Origin of the sequence: Ensifer sp. R-19 (genome assembly GCF_049905105.1) — a bacterium.
Lineage (GTDB): Bacteria > Pseudomonadota > Alphaproteobacteria > Rhizobiales > Rhizobiaceae > Ensifer.
Genome location: NZ_CP184569.1, coordinates 3,640,123 through 3,657,700 on the forward strand (window position 1 = coordinate 3,640,123; position 17,578 = coordinate 3,657,700).

Genomic DNA, 17,578 nt, shown 5'->3' on the forward strand with positions numbered 1-17,578 from the left:
GTCAGCATGCCGGCACCGAAGAACCCCTTTAAAGCGGCTCTGCGCGAAAACCGCTTCCAGCTCGGGCTGTGGGTGGCGCTCGCCAGCCCATACGCGGCGGAAGTGGTTTCCGGCAGCGGCTATGACTGGCTGCTGATCGACGGCGAGCATGCGCCGAATGACATTCCCTTGCTGTCGGCGCAGTTTCGCGCGGTCTCGGCATCGGCGAGCCACCCGATGGTTCGCCTGCCGGTCGGCGACACGGTGCTGATCAAGCAGATTCTCGACACCGGTGTGCAGACCCTGCTGATCCCGATGGTCGAGAGCCTGGCGCAGGCACAGCAGCTGGTGCGCGCCACCCGTTATCCGCCGCGTGGCGTTCGCGGCGTCGGCGCCGCCCTCGGTCGGGCCTCGCAATTCGGCCGCATCGGCGACTATCTCCAGACCGCCGGTGATGAAATCTGCCTGATCCTGCAGATCGAGAGCCGCGCGGGTCTTGCTGCGATCGATGAGATTGCCGCGCTTGATTGCGTTGACGGCCTCTTCATCGGCCCTTCCGACCTGGCGGCCGACATGGGTTATCTCGGCAAGCCGGGCCATCCGGAGGTGCGCGCGGCAATCGCCGACGCGTTCGAGCGTATCAAGAAGGCCGGCAAGGCGAGGGGCATCATGACGCTCGATCTCGATCAGGCGCGCGACTACCGCGAGATGGGCGCCGATTTCATGGCGATCGGCACGGATGTCACGTCGCTCGTGCGCGCGACGACGGCGCTGCGCCAGGAGTTTCTCGGCGAGGTGGCGGTGGCACCAAAGAAGCAGGAATCCGGCTACTGATCCGAGATTGCCGTGAGCCCGGGCATTGCTACGCCCGGGCTCCAGAGCCGGAGGTCGCCGATCCGGCGCGCGATCTTTTCGCGGTGATGGTTGGCGATATCGCTTAGGCGATGATTGAGGAACGGGTTTCTGAAGCGCTCCAGCGTCGCGGCGACATAGTCCGTCGCTTCGCTTTGCAGGTCCTTCGCGGCGAAAGCGGGAATGACTTCGGATCGATAGATGCGGTCGAGATATGCTGCTACGCGGGCGTCGGCGAGCGTCTCCCGGACGGTCTCATGCGGGTTACGGCCCTCCCTCAGCCAGAGATCGGCCAGCACGGTGTGGCCGAGATTGAGGATGTGAAGCTTCAGCTTCTCGTAAGGCGTCAGGTCATCAACGAGCTTCACGGACGGATGAATGCACGGAAGGTGCAAGCCGGGCTGGTTTTCGATCGCCCAGAGCGCATAGGGTTCGGCAATCGCACCGGCGGGCTCCAGAGGCTCGGAGACGATGCGGTCGACCAATGTGTTTGCCCAGACGACACCTGTGTTCAGCCAGTTCGTGAAAGCGGTGTCTTTGGCCCGCTCCGCCGCGAGCCCCAGCATCAGCGCCTTCAGCACATCGCCGTTGCGTGACACGAGCTCGCAAGGAAGGATCGTCAGGGCGCGCCCACCCGCTTCAAAGCGGGCCTTCAGGAGCAGGAGCAGCTTGCCGGGAAAGGAACGGGGAATGTCCGTGACCAGGTCGTCGTCGGTGATCCGGTAACCCGTATCGCCGGTATTGGAGATCAGGATTTCCGCTTCCTGGGCAACAATCTCCCGGACCTCGCTCCAGTTTTCAGCGGTTGAAAGCGCCCGCGTCACGCTCGTCACCCGCTGCGTCGCGTCGATCCGCTCCCCGTCTTGGATGCCGCGGATGATGACGGGAAAGCCTTCGGGGCGCGCGAGCGCCGCAAGACGTCCGGAACGCTCGCTGGATCCGGTTGTCTGCACGATCGTGATCGGGCCTGGTGCCTTTCCCGCCTTCAGCGCGTCGCTGACGAAGAGATCGGCATGCGCTTGAAGAAAGCGGCTGGTTCCGAATTGCACGATCGGCGTCGGCATCTGTGGCTCCGGTAGCTGGCTATGGAATGGATTGAAGGAGAGTTTCGCGCGCGGACTGGAGATGCCGCCGGCAGGCCTGTTCGGCCTTTGCGGGATCATGCGAGCGCAACGCTTCGATATAGGCGAGGTGTTCTTCAAGCGCGCGGGCGTTGCGCTGGCGGGCATTCGTCTTGTTCCACTGGTAGTGATAGTGGAAGACGATCGCGATGATATCGTAGAAATCGACGATGAAGCGGTTGCTGGATGCCTTGTGCACTAGCAGGTGGAACTGCTCGTCTAACTCGGAAAACTCCCGGTAGCGGTTGTCGATATCGGCAAGCATTTCCCGGTGCAGGGTCTCGATTTCCCTGAGCTCCTCCCAGGCCGGGTGATCATCCGGAAGCGAGACGAAACGTGCGGCCGAGCGCAGCTCGAACATCTCGCGCACTTCCGTCAGCTCCAGCGCGAATTCACGCGTGAAGCCTTTCAGGATCCAGTGGCTGTTTGGCCGTTTTTCGATCAGGCCGAAGCGGCTGAAGCGGATCAGGAACTCGCGCACACTGGTCGTTCCGGTGCCGATCTCGCGCGCCAGTTCAAGCTCGTTGATCTGCATGCCGGGCTCGGCGCCGCCGGCGAGAATCCGGCGCATGAAACTGCGCTCGATGATTTCGGCGAGCGAATCGGTCTCTTCCGTTGGGAAGTAGTCGTCGGGGCGGGGCTGCCGCAGCACGTTCTTCTTGCGCTTGTCCCAGGCGATGAGCTGCGCCTCCTCGAAGCGGCTGAGGATCGCGCGCACCGTCGTCCGGCTGACGCCGAGCACCTGCCCAAGTTCCGGCTCGGAGGGCAGCGAGGATGTTTCCGCCAGAAGCTTCAGGCAGCGGTTATAGGCATCCTTGAAGACGGTGTTCTGTTTTGCCATGGCAAGATCCGGCCGGTTCGAAATTGTCTGCGCTTGTCAGGGACGCTCCTCTATCGCGGCGATCCGGTTTTGTCTCCGTCTGTCGTCAACATCTGTTCCTCCCATTCACCCGGTCCGGTCGTTGGCACGGCGTCGTCGCCGATGTTTTCGCTATAATACCCATTGACGACGATCTGTCTATTGTAGATAAAAGACAGAACAGACGATAACAATCATGGAGAAATCGGTGTCTGCGCCGTCCACCATCCTGCTCGCACCGGAGGACAACGTCGTCGTGGCGACATTGGCGATTGCCGCTGGTGATGCCTTGCCGAACGGCGCTCGCGCCGCAGTAAAGGTCGATGCCGGCCACAAGATTGCGATCCGTCCCATTCGCGCCGGCGAACCGGTCGTCAAATACGCCCAGGCGATCGGACGGGCGACCGCCGACATCGCGCCGGGCGACCATGTGCATTCCCACAATCTTGCCTTCGACCGGGATCGTCTGGCGATCGGTCCACAAGGGACGCCGGAGGCGGCAAGCGATGCCGACAAGGCACGCACCTTCAAGGGCTATCGCCGCGCAGATGGCCGGGCTGCGACGCGAAACTATATCGGTGTCGTCGCCAGCGTTAACTGTTCCACCACGGTCTGCCGTGCCATTGCCGAGGAGGCGAACCGCCGCATCCTGCCGAAATACGAAGGCATCGACGGCTTCGTGCCGATCGTGCACGATCAGGGCTGCGGCATGTCGTCGACCGGCGACGGAATGGCCAATCTGCACCGCACGCTTGCCGGTTACGCCCGCCATGCCAATTTCGGCGGCGTGCTGATGGTGGGCCTCGGCTGCGAGGTCAATCAATTGACGCTCTATGGCCAGAGCGGCGCTGGCGCGGAGAAACGTCATTTCAACATTCAGGAAGCCGGCGGCTCGCGCCGCTCCGTGGAAAAGGCACTCGGCATTCTCGAAGAAATCGCAGCCGAAATCGGAAAAGAGCGCCGTATTGCCATTCCGGTCAGCGAGATCATCGTCGGCTTGCAATGTGGCGGGTCGGACGGGCTTTCGGGCATCACCGCCAATCCGGCGCTTGGCGCCGCCGTCGATATCCTTGCTGCAGCCGGCGGCACGGCGATCCTCTCGGAGACCTCTGAGATCTATGGTGCCGAGCACCTGCTACGCAGCCGGGCGGTGAATGAGGCCGTAGCGGTGAAACTCGACGGCCTGATTGCCTGGTGGGAGAACTATGTGGCGATGCATGGCGCATCGCTCGACAACAATCCTTCGCCGGGCAACAAACGCGGTGGACTAACCACCATTCTTGAAAAATCACTCGGTGCTGTCGCCAAGGGTGGCCGGTCGCCGCTGAACGCAGTCTATCGGTATGCCGAACGGGTCACCGAGCACGGGCTCGTCTTCATGGATACGCCCGGCTACGATCCGGTATCTGCCACCGGCCAGGTTGCCGGCGGTGCCAACGTCATTGCCTTTACCACCGGCCGCGGCAGCTGTTTCGGCTGTAGGCCGGCGCCGTCGATCAAGCTTACCAGCAACACGGCGCTGTTTCGGGCGATGGAAGAGGACATGGACTTCGATTGCGGGGTGGTCGCTTCGGGGGAGGCGAGCATTGCCGGGCTTGGCCGGGAGATCTTCGACCTGATCGTCGAGACCGCCTCTGGCCGCAAGACCAAGAGCGAGCTTTTCGGCTACGGCGACAACGAGTTCGTGCCCTGGCATCTGGGGGCGACGCTCTAGACATGTGACGACTGGCATCCTTGGAGGAGGAGAACAGGGAATGCAGACGAGACGGATCGGTCGAACCGGACTAGCGGTGACCGAATTTAGCTTCGGTGCCGCCGGCCTCGGCGGGCTCTACCGGGAGTGCACCCGTGACGCGGCCATCGCGACACTGAACGCGGCCTGGCAGTCGGGTATGCGCTATTTCGATGTGGCACCCTATTACGGCCTCGGGCTTGCCGAGCGCCGCGTCGGCGACTTCCTGCGCGACAAGCCGCGCGACGAATTCGTGCTCTCCACCAAGGTCGGCCGGCTCCTCCATCCGGTGCCGGAAGACAAGGTGCCAGACTATTCCTATGTGAAGCCGCTCAATTTCGATGTCAGATACGACTACAGCTATGACGGCATCATGCGCTCCGTCGAGTTCAGCTACGCCCGGCTCGGACTCGGCCGCATCGACATCCTCTATGTCCACGACATCGGCGGCTACACCCACGGTGCCGCCCGCAATGCCGTCTATATCAGGCAGTTGCTGGAGGGTGGCCTGAAGGCGTTGGAGGAGCTGAAATCCTCAGGAGCGATCGCCGCCTATGGTCTTGGCGTCAACGAAGTGCCGGTCTGTCTGGAGGTCATGCGGTGGGCCGATATCGACTGCATCCTGCTGGCCGGCCGTTACACGTTGCTCGATCGCTCGGCCGTCGCCGAACTGCTGCCGCTCTGTGAAAAAAAGCAGACCTCGCTTGTCGTCGGCGGGGTCTTCAACTCGGGAATCCTGGCAACGGGTCCGGTCGAGGGTGCGCATTTCGATTACATGCCGGCAACGGAAGATATCCGGCAAAAGGTCGCTGCCATGGAGGCGGTTGCGCGCGGCATGAACGTGCCGCTTGCCGCGCCAGCCATGCAGTTTCCGCTGAGCCATCCCATGGTCGCCTCCGTGCTGCTCGGCACCGCCAAGCCGGAGAGTCTGAGGCGCAACATGGCGCTCACCGAACACCGGTTTTCAGCGGCCGATTTCGCGGCTTTCGAACCGTTCACGCTGGTCGCGCCGGAGCTCGGCGACGAGGCGGTTCGCGTATAGCGGGCGGGAGCCGCGTTTCGATCTGAAATGCTGTTCCGGCAGCTTGCCAAGCCGGAATTGTCGTATTAGCATTCCAATATGTTTTTTATCGATAAAAGGTCGATAGCTAGCACCTGCGATCGATCTCCAAGAAGTGGAACACGGTGCACTGAGAGGAGAAACCTGGGATGAGCATTCTAAAAAGCAGCCTTACCCGTCGTGCCTTCACCGCTTTGGCGAGCGCTGCGATGATCGCCGGCATGACGCCGGTGGCATCCTTCGCGCAGGACGTGACGATCCCGATCATCGTCAAGGACACCACGTCCTTCTACTGGCAGATCGTGCTGGCGGGCGCGCGCGCTGCAGGCAAGGACCTGGGTGTCAACGTGCCGGAACTGGGCGCTCAGGCCGAGTCCGACATCAACGGCCAGATCAGCATTCTTGAGAATGCGGTGGCTGGCGCTCCGGCTGCTGTCGTCATTTCGCCGACGGAGTTCAAGGCGCTTGGCAAGCCGATCGATGAGGCGGCCAAGGCGGTACCGATCATCGGCATCGATTCCGCCGCAGACTCGAAGGCATTCTCGTCGTTTCTGACGACCGACAACGTCCAGGGCGGGCGCATCGCTGCCGACGGGCTCGCCGCAGCTGTGAAAGAAATGACCGGTAAGGAAGAGGGCGAAATTGCCATCATCACCAACCTTCCGGGCGTCGGTTCGCTCGACCAGCGCCGCGAAGGTTTCCTCGATCAGGTCAAGACCAAGTATCCGGGCTTCAAGGTCGTTGCTGATAAATACGCCGACGGTCAGGCGACCACCGGCCTCAACATGATGACCGACCTGATCACCGCCAACCCCAATCTGGTTGGCGTCTTCGCCTCCAACCTGATCATGGCGCAGGGTGTCGGCCAGGCGATCGCCGAAAACAAGCTCGGTGACAAGATCAAGGTGATCGGCTTCGACAGCGACGACAAGACCGTCGGCTTCCTCAAGGAAGGCGTTCTTGCCGGCCTCGTCGTTCAGGATCCCTATCGCATGGGCTATGATGGCATAAAGACGGCGCTCGCCGTCTCCAAGAAGGAGAAGGTCGAGGCGAATGTCGATACCGGTGCCAACCTGGTGACCAAGGCCAACATGGCGGACCCGAAGATCGACGCTCTCTTGAACCCGAAGATCAAGTGACGATGGCGCGGCGGGCCTCCGGCCTGCCGCACCGCGCTTGCGGCCGGAGCGAGGACCGGCCGCAGCCGATCGCTGTCATGGGAGGAATGCGCAGATGACCGAGTTGCAAGAGGCACGCGACGTCAGGACCGAAGGGCTGCATGTGGCGACGCGCCACCCGGTTCCGAAAGGCGAGCCGATCCTGGAGCTGCGCGCCCTGCAGAAGAAATACGGCGCCGTGGAGGCCTTGAAGCCGGCGTCGCTGACCTTTCTTTCCGGTGAAATTCACGCGATCGTCGGCGAAAACGGTGCCGGCAAGTCGACGCTGATCAAACTCTTGACCGGCGTCATCAAGCGCACGTCAGGCGAAATCGTCTGGTGCGGCAAACCCGTCCAGCTCGGCACGCCACAGGAGGCGATCGAACGCGGCATCAACGCCGTGCACCAGGAGGTCGTGCTCTGCGCCCACCTGACCGTGGCGGCCAACATGTTCCTCGGCGACGAGATCAATCGCAACGGCCTGATGCGCAAGCGCGCCATGACCGATGCGGCACAGCGCGTGCTCGACGATCTCGGCTTCAATCTGCCGGCCGGCGCGGTGCTCGGCAGTCTCACCATTGGCCAGCAGCAGCTCGTCGCCACGGCGCGCGCCGCCATGCGTGGCACGCAGTTCCTGATCTTCGATGAGCCGACCGCCTATCTCACCCGACAGGAATCGGCGCAGCTCTTCCGGCTGATCCAGAGGCTTCAGGCCGAAGGCGTGACCATCGTCTATATCAGCCACCGAATGGAGGAGGTCTTCGAGATTGCCGACCGCGTCTCGGTGCTGCGCGACGGCACCCATGTCGGCACCCGCAAGATTGGCGAGACGAACGAGGCGGAGCTGATCGCGTTGATGATCAACCGCACCATAGAGCAGATCTATCACAAGGAGCATTTTCCGCCCGGCGAGGTCATCGTCGAAACGCGGAACTTGAGTGGCCCCGGTTTTCAGGATGTATCGCTGACCGTTCGCGCCGGCGAGATCGTCGGCCTTTATGGGCTGATCGGAGCGGGGCGCAGCGAGTTTGCGCTCGGCCTCTATGGTCGGCATCGTCCAAGCGCCGGCGAGGTCTATTGGAAGGGGCGCAAGGTCGAGATCGCCAGCGAGCGTGTCGCCATGAATCTCGGCATCGCGCTCGCGCCGGAAAGCCGCCGCGATCAGGGCCTGTGCCTCAATCTGCCGATCGGCCTCAACATCAATCTTCCGGTGTTCAACCGGCTGACGCGTGGCCTGACGATCAACGGCCAGCAGGAGCGGGAGAATGCCGACCGGCAGATCCGCGACCTGAAGATCAAGACGCCGTCGCGACGAGTCCTGGCGTCGGCCATGTCCGGCGGCAACCAGCAGAAGATCGTTATCGGCAAGTGGCTGAGCCATGGCGCCAAGCTCTTCATCTTCGACGAGCCGACCGTCGGCGTCGATGTGGGCACCAAGGCCGAGATCTACCGCCTGTTCGCGCGGCTTCTGGAGAACGGGGCAGGCATCATCCTGATCTCATCCTATCTGCCTGAAGTCTACGAGCTTGCGGACAAGTTGCACGTGTTCCGGCGCGGGCGGCTGGTTGCTAGCCACGACTATCGCGCCGCGAGCCACGAGGAAGTGCTGACGCAGGCGATCGGTGTTTGAACACATAAAAAGAAATCTGAGAGACGCAGGGAGGAAGACGATGAGTGCGGAAACGGTGGAAAGCGGCGCCAGCGCGGCGCCACGCAAGGGCGTGAGCATTCTGTTCGGCCTCACCCTCCTGGGGCTGCTTCTGTTCCTCTGGCTGCTGCTGGGCCTCGCCACCAACAGTTTTTGGACGCCAAACAACATCAGCAACCTGTTGCGCCAGGGGGCGATGACGGCCATCCTCGCGGTCGGCCAAACCTTCGTCATCATCACCGCCGGCATCGATCTTTCGGTGGGGGCGGTGGTCGGCTTCACCAGCGTCATCGTCGCCTGGCTGCTTGCGGCTGGCATGCCGCTCTGGGCCGCCATCATCCTCACGCTCGCCTTCGGGGTGCTGATCGGCGCCTTCCATGCCTTCGGCATCGTGCGCATGGGTCTGCCGCCCTTCATCATCACGCTTGCGACCCTGACATCGCTGCGCGGGATCGGCCTGCTGATCACCAACGGTTCGACGATCTCGATCACCAATGAAGCCTTCACCAACTTCTCTCGCGCGGATTTCCTCGGTGTGCCGAGCCTGTTCTGGATGGTGATCGTGGTGGCGATCCCGGCCTATGTCTTCCTGCACTTGAGCCGCTTCGGCCGTTATCTCTTCGCGGTCGGCTCCAACAACGAGGCGGCGCGCCTCTCCGGCGTCAACGTGCACCGCACCATCTATCTCGCCTATATCCTGTCATCGACCTGCGCCGCCTTCGTCGGCCTGCTGCTCGCCTCGCGCATCGGCATCGGTAACGCGACGCAAGCCGAGGGATGGGAACTGCAGGCGATCGCCTCGTCGGTCATCGGCGGCACCAGTCTGTTCGGGGCCGTCGGCTCGGTCCATGGGCCGCTGCTCGGCGCTTTCATCCTTGCGACGATCAACAACGGTGCCAATCTTCTCAACGTCAACTCGTTCTGGCAGCGCATCATCACCGGCGCGCTGATCATCGTCATCGTCTATTTCGACCAACTCCGGCGCCGCAGCGCCCGCTAGGCGCTGCCACCGAACATTCCGCGGGAACTGCCATGAAAGCCGTGCTCTGCCTCGAACCCGGCCGCCTGGAGGTCGTCGACCGTCCACCGGCTGAAGACGTGCCTGACGGTTGGGTGCGTCTATCCGTCAGCCATGTCGGCATCTGCGGTACCGACTACCATATCTTCGCCGGCAAACATCCGTTCCTCGAATACCCGAGGGTCATGGGTCACGAGATCTCGGCAACGGTCATTTCCGGTGGCCGCGGCACTGAGGTCGCGCCCGGTACGCTTGTGGTGGTCAACCCCTATCTCTCCTGCGGCAACTGCGTTGCCTGTCGCAAGGGCAAGCCGAACTGCTGCACCGCCATCAAGGTTCTCGGCGTGCATACGGATGGCGCCTTCTGCGAAGAGATCATCGTGCCCGAGGGTAATCTTTATCCGGCGCACGGTCTGTCTGCCGAAGCTGCGGCAACGGTCGAATTCCTGGCAATCGGTGCCCATGCGGTGCGCCGAGCATCCACGGATGCGGGTTCACGGGCGCTGGTCATCGGCGCAGGGCCGATTGGCCTCGGCACCGCGATCTTCTCGCGCATTGCCGGCCATCAGGTGACGCTCGTCGATACCAGCGACGAACGGCTGGATTTTGCTGCCGAGAAGCTCGGCTTTGCCAATGGCATCGTCGCGGGAACCCATATGGGGTCACGCATAGCCGAAGCGACGGGAGGGGATGGGTTCGACGTGGTCTTCGATGCCACCGGGTATAGTGGCTCGATGCAGGCCGCCTTCGCCTATGTCGCCCATGGCGGCACGCTGGTCTTTGTCAGCGTCGTCAAGGACGAGATATGCTTCTCCGATCCGGAGTTTCACAAGCGGGAGATGACCTTGGTCGGCAGCCGCAATGCGACCCGCCAGGACTTTGATCACGTCGTTGCATCGATTGCTTCCGGCCTCGTGCCGGTCGAGGCGTTGATCACCCACCGCACGACGCTGGAGGGCGCGGTTGCCGATCTGCCGCGATGGGCGGAAGAAAAGTCGGGTCTGGTCAAGGCAATCGTCAAGGTGGCAGCAGCATGAGCGATGGCGGCTTTGCTGCATTGCCGCAGAGGTCGCGCCTGACGGTCGCTCTTCGGAGTCGCCATTTTCTCTCCGAAAATGCCCGACATCGGCACTCAACGCACGAAAATTGCGGAAAACCGCCAGTTTCGGACAAGCTCGTTTGCAAATCGTCAGGAATCCAGATTCATTCTGGCCTGAGGCCTTGTATCGAGGCGAGACGGGTATATTTGTTGCACTGCACAAGAAAAGTGGTAGTCTGGCAGAGATTGCGGACACCAAGACAAACAATCGCAAGCTTGCGTCCGACCGGGAGCGGCGTTGTCGTCGATTGAACCAAGGGGTACGCTTCCCATGTTCTACCAGCTCTATGAATTGAACCATGCAATGATGGCGCCGTGGCGTACGGCCGCCGATGCCATGCGGCTTGCCTTCAGCAATCCGATGAACCCCATCTCGCACACCTATTTCGGCCGTGCCGCTGCCGCCGGGCTCGAAGTGTTCGAGCGCTCCACCCGCCGCTATGGCAAACCGGAGTTCGGACTTCCCGCGACAGAGGTCGACGGCATGTCCGTCTCCGTCTACGAGCGCATCGTCTGGCGCTCACCCTTCTGCAACCTCATCCATTTCGAGCGCGCCTTGCCCAAGGGGCGTGCCGCCGATCCGAAGGTTCTGGTCGTGGCGCCGATGTCCGGCCACTACGCGACGCTGCTGCGCGGCACCGTGGAAGCCCTGCTGCCGCATTCCGACATCTACATCACGGACTGGATCGACGCCCGCATGGTGCCGCTCAGCGAAGGCACTTTCGATCTCGACGATTACATCGACTACGTCATCCAGATGCTGCACTTCCTGGGCCCGAACACCCATGTGATCGGCGTCTGTCAGCCGGCAGTGCCTGTGCTCGCCGCCGTCGCCCTGATGGAAGCGGCGGACGATCCGCTGTCGCCGGCGACGATGACGCTGATGGGCGGACCGATCGACACCCGCATCAATCCGACGGGCGTCAATCAGCTTGCCGAACAGCGGCCGATCGAATGGTTCCGCGACAACGTCATCATGCCGGTGCCGTGGCCGCAGCCGGGCTTCATGCGCATGGTCTATCCGGGCTTCCTGCAGCTCTCTGGCTTCATGTCGATGAACCTCGACCGGCACCTGATCGCCCACAAAGAGTTCTTCGCGCATCTGGTGAAGAACGATGGTGACGCCGCCGAGAAGCACCGGGACTTCTATGACGAGTATCTGGCCGTCATGGACCTGACGGCCGAATTCTACCTGCAGACCGTGCAGGTGGTCTTCATGCAGCACGCGCTGCCGAAGGGCGAGATGATGCATCGCGGCAAGCGCGTCGATACGACGGCGATCAAGAAGGTCGCGCTGCTGACCGTCGAAGGCGAGAACGACGACATTTCCGGCGTTGGCCAGACGAAGGCGGCGCAGACGATCTGCACCAACATCCCTGATCACATGCGCATGCACTACATGCAGCCGGATGTCGGCCACTACGGCGTCTTCAACGGATCGCGCTTCCGCCGCGAAATCGCGCCGCGCATCGTCGCTTTCCACCGCGAGCACTCGCGGCACGTGAAGCCGGTGAAGCAGCTCATCAAGGGCGGCAAGTTGGCCTAACCTCGCGATCGGGGCCGTTTTGACCGCGTAGAGTCAAGGGTTTGTTCGAATCCGGGGGAGGGCGTCTTGCACAGCCAAGGGCGCCTTCCCACATCGTTTTCATCGGGCCGCATGGGTGGCCCGGATGATTGCGAGGAATCCTGAAGATGAACCAATCTGCAATGATCCGTCCGGATTGGACGCCCGCGACCATCGCCCTGATGGTGCTCGGCTTCGTGGTCTTCTGGCCACTGGGTCTGGCCATGCTCGCCTACATCCTGTTCGGCGAAAAGCTGAAGACTTTCAAGAAAGACGCCAACGACACGGTGGATGGCATGTGCTCTGCATTCAAGCGCAATGGACGCCGTTCCAACTGGACGCATCGCACCGGCAACGTCGCCTTCGACGACTGGCGTGAAGCCGAGCTTGCCCGCCTCGACGAGGAACGCCGCAAGCTCGACGCGATGCGCGAAGAGTTCGACACCTATGTGCGCGAGCTTCGCCGCGCCAAGGACCAGGAAGAGTTCGACCGCTTCATGCGCGACCGCAAGAACGGCGGCTCCGGCCCGGTGGTCGAAGCCCACTAATCCAAAGACAACGCTTCCGGCGTTTCACATGAAACGCCGGATTATCCATTGCGCGCCTTTCGACGCTGTAGGCGAAGCCCCAGCGAATCGGTTAGAAAGCCTGCATGTTCCCTTCATTTAAGCGGCGCATTCAACCTGCTCCACCCGCCATGACGCGGCAGATCGACGTTGCCGGCAAGTCCCTGCCGCTGACGATCAAGCAGAACGCGCGCGCGACCCGCATGACACTGCGCATCGAGCCCGGCGGCCGGGCGCTGAAGATGACGATACCCCAAGGCTTGCCGGAGCGTGAGGTCAACGCCTTTCTCAACCGCCATCAGGGCTGGCTGATGACGAAGCTCGCGCGTTTCTCCGGCGAAAGCCAGATCGAGGAGGGCGGCTCCATCTTGATCCGAGGCATCTCCCACCGGATCGAGCGTACCGGCAATATCCGCGGTCTGACGGAAGCGGTCTTGATCGATGACGAACCGGTGCTGCGCGTCAACGGCGGCGAGGAGCACCTGAACCGGCGTATCGTCGATTTCCTCAAGAAGGAAGCCCGTCAGGATCTTGATCGGCTGGTGGCAATCTATACCGGCCGCATCGGCCGACGGGCGAAGTCGCTGTCGCTGAAGGACACCCGCAGCCGCTGGGGATCCTGTTCGGCCGATGGGGCGCTGAGCTTCTCCTGGCGCATCGTCATGGCGCCGCCGAAGGTCATCGCCTATCTTGCAGCGCACGAGGTCGCACATTTGCAGGAGATGAACCACGGCCCCGATTTTTGGACGCTGTGCGGGAGGCTGTGCCCGGATACGGAGGATGCCAAGCGCTGGCTCCGCCGCAACGGCACGATGCTTCACGCGATCGACTTCGACTGAACCAGGCGGAGAGCGATGGCGCGTTACGCGCGGTAACGCAGAGCGTCGCGGATCTTCTCGTCGGTCTTGTATTGGCTGAGCGCATAGACCGACCAGATCGCTGCCGGAACCCAACCGATTAGGGTGAGCTGCAGGATCAGGCAGACGAGGCCGGCAAAGGGACGGCCGATCGTGAAAAACTGCAGCCAGGGCAGGATTAGCGCGAGCAACAGGCGCATCAGTCTCTCCATTGTGGTAAAATGCATATGGTGAAAGCTCGCCTGTCGCGCAAGGGGCGCAACGGCCGTCGGGCCATCGTTGCAGGGGGCGCTGGCTGGGCCTTGCGCGTCGGTTTTTGGCTCGACTCGCGCGACATTTCATGCAAGGTCGCTTCTCATGAAAACCGAAGTGAAGATATGCGGGCTGAAGACCGCGGAAGCGGTTGAGCGTGCTGTCGCGCTCGGTGCATCCCATACCGGCTTCATCTTTTTTCCAAAGAGCCCCAGGAACATCGAGCCTGACGATGCCGGCCGTCTGGCAGACCGCATTCGCGGTCAGGTAAAGATCGTCGCGGTCACGGTCAATGCCGACAACGACGAACTCGACGAGATCGTTTCGGCGCTCAACCCGGATATCCTGCAGCTTCACGGCAGCGAAGATCCGGAGCGGCTGCTGACGGTCAAGGCGATGTACGGGCTCCCTATCATGAAGGCCCTTTCGGTGCGCGATGCATCGGACCTCGAAAGGATCGACCCCTATATCGGCATTGCCGATCGCTTCCTCTTTGATGCCAAGCCGCCTCAAGGTTCCGATTTGCCCGGCGGCAACGGCGTTTCCTTTGACTGGAACCTGCTCGACGCGCTTGACGGAAGCGTCGATTACATGCTTTCCGGTGGTCTTAACGCCAGTAACATCGGCGAGGCCATGGCGCAGACCCGCGCCCGCGCCATCGATATCTCCTCCGGCGTCGAGAGCGCGCCGGGCGTCAAGGATCTGAAGCTCATGGAATCGTTTTTCAATGCCGTTCGCCAGGCGGAGGCGGGCATGCCACGGTCAGGGAGCAGGACGTGAACCAGGCGCCAAAGTTGAATTCTTTCCGGGGCGGTCCCGACGAGGACGGCCGTTTCGGCATTTTTGGCGGCCGCTTCGTGGCCGAGACATTGATGCCCTTGATCCTCGACCTGCAGGCCGAGTGGAACAAGGCAAAGGACGATCCGGCATTCAAGGCGGAACTGGCGCATCTCGGCGCTCACTATATCGGCCGGCCGAGCCCGCTTTATTTCGCCGAGCGGCTGACGGCTGAGCTCGGCGGCGCCAAGATCTATTTCAAGCGCGAAGAGCTGAACCACACCGGCTCGCACAAGATCAACAACTGCATCGGCCAGATCCTGCTGGCTAAGCGCATGGGCAAGACGCGCATCATCGCCGAAACCGGTGCCGGCCAGCATGGCGTTGCTTCGGCGACAGTCGCGGCCCGCTTCGGCCTGCCTTGCGTCGTCTACATGGGCGCGACCGACGTCGAGCGCCAGGCGCCGAACGTTTTCCGCATGAAGCTGCTCGGTGCCGAGGTCAAGCCGGTAACCGCCGGCAGCGGCACGCTCAAGGACGCGATGAACGAGGCCCTGCGTGACTGGGTCACCAATGTCGACAACACTTACTATCTGATCGGTACGGCCGCCGGCCCGCATCCCTATCCGGAAATGGTCCGCGATTTCCAGGCGGTCATCGGCCAGGAAGCCAAGGAACAGATGCTCGCCGCCGAAGGTCGGCTGCCGAATCTCGTCATTGCTGCCGTTGGCGGTGGCTCCAACGCGATCGGCATCTTCCATCCGTTCCTCGATGATGAAAGCGTCAAGATCGTCGGCGTCGAAGCCGGCGGCAAGGGCATCGAGGGCGACGAGCATTGCGCGTCGATCACCGCCGGTTCGCCCGGCGTGCTGCATGGCAACCGCACCTATCTGCTGCAGGACGGCGACGGCCAGATCAAGGAAGGCCACTCGATTTCTGCCGGCCTCGACTATCCCGGCATCGGCCCGGAACATGCCTGGCTGAACGATGTCGGCCGCGTCGAATACGTGCCGATCATGGACCACGAAGCGCTCGAGGCGTTCCAGACGCTGACCCGCCTCGAAGGCATTATCCCGGCGCTCGAGCCGTCGCATGCGCTTGCCGAGGTCATCAAGCGTGCGCCGAAAATGGGCAAGGACGAGATCATCCTGATGAACCTCTCCGGTCGCGGCGACAAGGACATCTTCACCGTCGGCAAGTTACTGGGAATGGGGCTGTAAGATCATGACCGCACGCATGGACAAGAGATTTGCCGATGTGGCGGCCGAGGGACGGCCGGTCCTCGTCACCTATTTCATGGCCGGTGATCCGGATTTCGAGACGTCGCTCTCGATCATGAAGGCGTTGCCGAAGGCCGGCGCCGACGTCATCGAACTCGGCATGCCCTTCTCTGACCCGATGGCCGATGGCCCGGCCATCCAGCTTGCCGGTCAACGCGCGCTGAAGGGCGGCCAGACGCTTGCCAAGACGCTCGAGATCGCGCGCCGCTTCCGCGAGGACGACCAGCGCACGCCGATCGTGCTGATGGGCTACTACAATCCGATCTACATCTACGGCGTCGACCGCTTCCTGACGGATGCGCTTGCTGCCGGTATCGACGGCCTGATCGTCGTCGACCTGCCGCCGGAGATGGACGATGAGCTCTGCATCCCGGCGCTTGCGAAGGGCATCAACTTCATTCGCCTGGCGACGCCGACCACGGACGACCGTCGCCTGCCGAAGGTTCTCGAAAACACCTCCGGTTTCGTCTATTACGTATCGATGAACGGCATCACCGGTTCGGCTCTGCCCGATCCGTCGTTGATTGCCGGCGCTGTCGGCCGTATCAAGGCGCACACCAACCTGCCGGTTTGCGTCGGTTTCGGCGTCAAGACGGCGGAGCATGCAAGGGCCATCGGAGCATCCGCCGATGGCGTGGTCGTCGGTACGGCGATCGTCAACCAGATCGCGTCGAGCCTGACCGAAGAGGGCAAGGCGACGGACGCGACGGTTCCGGGTGTTGAAGCGCTGGTCAGAGGGCTCTCGGCAGGCGTGCGGTCCGCACGCCTCGCAGCAGCCGAATAATTGCCTATATTAGCGCGCACAACCCGAAGGAAATCTTCAGGAGTTACTAAGTGAACTGGATCACAAACTACGTTCGGCCGAAGATCAACTCGATGCTGGGCCGCCGGGAAGTTCCGGAAAATCTCTGGATCAAGTGCCCGGAAACCGGCGAGATGGTGTTCCACCGCGATCTCGAAGAAAACAAGTGGGTCATCCCGCAGTCCGGCTTCCACATGAAGATGCCGGCCAAGGCTCGGCTGAAGGACCTGTTTGACGGCGGCATCTATGAAGCGTTTCCGCAGCCGAAGGTTGCTCAGGACCCGCTGAAGTTCCGCGATTCCAAGAAGTACTCCGACCGTCTGCGCGACAGCCGCGTGAAGACCGAGCTCGAAGACACGATCGTCGCCGGTCTCGGCCGCGTTCAGGGCGTCAAGCTCGTCGCCGTCGTGCACGAGTTCAACTTCATTGGCGGTTCGCTCGGCATGGCTGCCGGCGAGGCGATTATCAAGGCCTTCGAAAGAGCGATCGCCGAGAAGTGCCCGCTGGTCATTTTCCCGGCATCGGGCGGCGCCCGCATGCAGGAAGGCATCCTGTCGCTGATGCAGCTGCCGCGCACCACGGTTGCCGTCAACCTGCTGAAGGAAGCCGGTCTTCCCTATATCGTCGTGCTCACCAACCCGACGACCGGTGGCGTCACCGCATCCTATGCGATGCTTGGCGATATCCATATGGCCGAGCCTGGCGCCGAAATCGGCTTTGCCGGCAAGCGCGTGATCGAGCAGACGCTGCGCGAGAAGCTGCCGGAAGGTTTCCAGACGTCTGAATACCTGCTGGAGCACGGCATGGTCGACATGGTCGTCAAACGCCATGATCTGCCGTCGACGCTTGCCCGGGTCCTGAAGATCCTGACGAAGAAGCCGGCAGAAGCCTCGAAGCTCAACGGCGGCACGCAGCCGGCTGCCTTGCCGGTCGCGGCAAGCGCTTAAAGGCTATT

At 62.3% G+C, this 17,578-nt stretch carries 17 protein-coding genes; 14 read left to right on the forward strand and 3 right to left on the reverse strand.

What is annotated here, in order from left to right; all coding sequences use genetic code 11:
• Positions 1 to 6: 6 nt before the first annotated feature.
• A complete protein-coding gene (locus tag ACN9MO_RS17530; RefSeq protein WP_113479862.1) occupies positions 7 to 813 on the forward strand; it encodes an HpcH/HpaI aldolase family protein in 807 nt (268 codons plus the stop codon).
• Here the strand turns inward: ACN9MO_RS17530 and ACN9MO_RS17535 are convergent.
• Together ACN9MO_RS17535 and ACN9MO_RS17540 are read right to left on the reverse strand one after the other, a co-directional pair.
• Complete coding sequence (locus tag ACN9MO_RS17535) at positions 807 to 1,895, reverse strand: mannitol dehydrogenase family protein (protein ID WP_112995080.1); 1,089 nt, start codon at positions 1,893 to 1,895, stop codon at positions 807 to 809. The genes ACN9MO_RS17530 and ACN9MO_RS17535 overlap by 7 nt on opposite strands.
• A 19-nt stretch (positions 1,896 to 1,914) precedes the next feature.
• Positions 1,915 to 2,793 carry a GntR family transcriptional regulator gene (locus ACN9MO_RS17540; protein WP_057252035.1) on the reverse strand — a complete coding sequence of 293 codons (879 nt, stop codon included), beginning with the start codon at positions 2,791 to 2,793 and terminating at the stop codon, positions 1,915 to 1,917.
• Positions 2,794 to 3,007: 214 nt separating this feature from the next.
• Here ACN9MO_RS17540 and ACN9MO_RS17545 point away from each other — a divergent pair, with 214 nt between their 5' ends.
• The 9 genes from ACN9MO_RS17545 to ACN9MO_RS17585 all read left to right on the forward strand — a co-directional run bounded on the left by ACN9MO_RS17545 (position 3,008) and on the right by ACN9MO_RS17585 (position 13,494).
• Positions 3,008 to 4,525: a UxaA family hydrolase gene (locus tag ACN9MO_RS17545; protein WP_255571511.1), complete on the forward strand. Its 1,518-nt coding sequence runs from the start codon at positions 3,008 to 3,010 to the stop codon at positions 4,523 to 4,525.
• A 40-nt stretch (positions 4,526 to 4,565) separates the two neighbouring features.
• The gene (locus ACN9MO_RS17550; protein ID WP_112995078.1) at positions 4,566 to 5,585 is read left to right on the forward strand and encodes an aldo/keto reductase; all 1,020 of its coding nucleotides are present in this window, start codon (positions 4,566 to 4,568) and stop codon (positions 5,583 to 5,585) included.
• Between the two features lie 167 nt (positions 5,586 to 5,752).
• Positions 5,753 to 6,742 (forward strand): ABC transporter substrate-binding protein, encoded by a 990-nt coding sequence (locus ACN9MO_RS17555; RefSeq protein ID WP_058327480.1) that lies wholly within the window; start codon positions 5,753 to 5,755, stop codon positions 6,740 to 6,742.
• 94 nt (positions 6,743 to 6,836) lie between these two features.
• A complete protein-coding gene (locus ACN9MO_RS17560; RefSeq protein ID WP_058327479.1) occupies positions 6,837 to 8,390 on the forward strand; it encodes a sugar ABC transporter ATP-binding protein in 1,554 nt (517 codons plus the stop codon).
• Positions 8,391 to 8,430: 40 nt separating this feature from the next.
• On the forward strand, positions 8,431 to 9,408 hold the full coding sequence (locus tag ACN9MO_RS17565; protein ID WP_058321607.1) for an ABC transporter permease: 978 nt from the start codon (positions 8,431 to 8,433) through the stop codon (positions 9,406 to 9,408).
• Between the two features lie 32 nt (positions 9,409 to 9,440).
• Positions 9,441 to 10,463 carry a zinc-binding alcohol dehydrogenase family protein gene (locus ACN9MO_RS17570; protein WP_112995077.1) on the forward strand — a complete coding sequence of 341 codons (1,023 nt, stop codon included), beginning with the start codon at positions 9,441 to 9,443 and terminating at the stop codon, positions 10,461 to 10,463.
• A gap of 333 nt (positions 10,464 to 10,796) precedes the next feature.
• The gene (gene phaZ / locus ACN9MO_RS17575) at positions 10,797 to 12,071 is read left to right on the forward strand and encodes a polyhydroxyalkanoate depolymerase (protein WP_057252041.1); all 1,275 of its coding nucleotides are present in this window, start codon (positions 10,797 to 10,799) and stop codon (positions 12,069 to 12,071) included.
• Between the two features lie 146 nt (positions 12,072 to 12,217).
• Positions 12,218 to 12,637 carry a DUF2852 domain-containing protein gene (locus ACN9MO_RS17580; RefSeq protein WP_057252042.1) on the forward strand — a complete coding sequence of 140 codons (420 nt, stop codon included), beginning with the start codon at positions 12,218 to 12,220 and terminating at the stop codon, positions 12,635 to 12,637.
• 104 nt (positions 12,638 to 12,741) lie between these two features.
• Positions 12,742 to 13,494, forward strand: coding sequence for a M48 family metallopeptidase (locus ACN9MO_RS17585; protein ID WP_112995076.1), 753 nt, complete (start codon positions 12,742 to 12,744; stop codon positions 13,492 to 13,494).
• A gap of 23 nt (positions 13,495 to 13,517) precedes the next feature.
• Here the strand turns inward: ACN9MO_RS17585 and ACN9MO_RS17590 are convergent, their stop codons facing one another.
• Positions 13,518 to 13,712, reverse strand: coding sequence for a YqaE/Pmp3 family membrane protein (locus ACN9MO_RS17590; RefSeq protein WP_058321604.1), 195 nt, complete (start codon positions 13,710 to 13,712; stop codon positions 13,518 to 13,520).
• Positions 13,713 to 13,869: 157 nt separating this feature from the next.
• On the opposite strand from ACN9MO_RS17590, the gene ACN9MO_RS17595 reads away from it, so the two are divergent.
• From ACN9MO_RS17595 to accD, 4 genes are read left to right on the forward strand one after another with little or no spacing between them, the layout of a single operon-like run.
• Entirely contained in the window at positions 13,870 to 14,544 is a 675-nt protein-coding gene (locus tag ACN9MO_RS17595) for a phosphoribosylanthranilate isomerase (protein ID WP_112995075.1), read from the forward strand.
• Entirely contained in the window at positions 14,541 to 15,761 is a 1,221-nt protein-coding gene (gene trpB / locus ACN9MO_RS17600) for a tryptophan synthase subunit beta (RefSeq protein ID WP_112995074.1), read from the forward strand. Before ACN9MO_RS17595 ends, trpB begins: the two co-directional genes overlap by 4 nt.
• A gap of 4 nt (positions 15,762 to 15,765) precedes the next feature.
• The gene (gene trpA / locus ACN9MO_RS17605) at positions 15,766 to 16,605 is read left to right on the forward strand and encodes a tryptophan synthase subunit alpha (RefSeq protein WP_058327475.1); all 840 of its coding nucleotides are present in this window, start codon (positions 15,766 to 15,768) and stop codon (positions 16,603 to 16,605) included.
• A 50-nt stretch (positions 16,606 to 16,655) separates the two neighbouring features.
• A complete protein-coding gene (gene accD / locus ACN9MO_RS17610) occupies positions 16,656 to 17,570 on the forward strand; it encodes an acetyl-CoA carboxylase, carboxyltransferase subunit beta (protein ID WP_112995073.1) in 915 nt (304 codons plus the stop codon).
• The last annotated feature ends 8 nt before the right edge of the window (positions 17,571 to 17,578 follow it).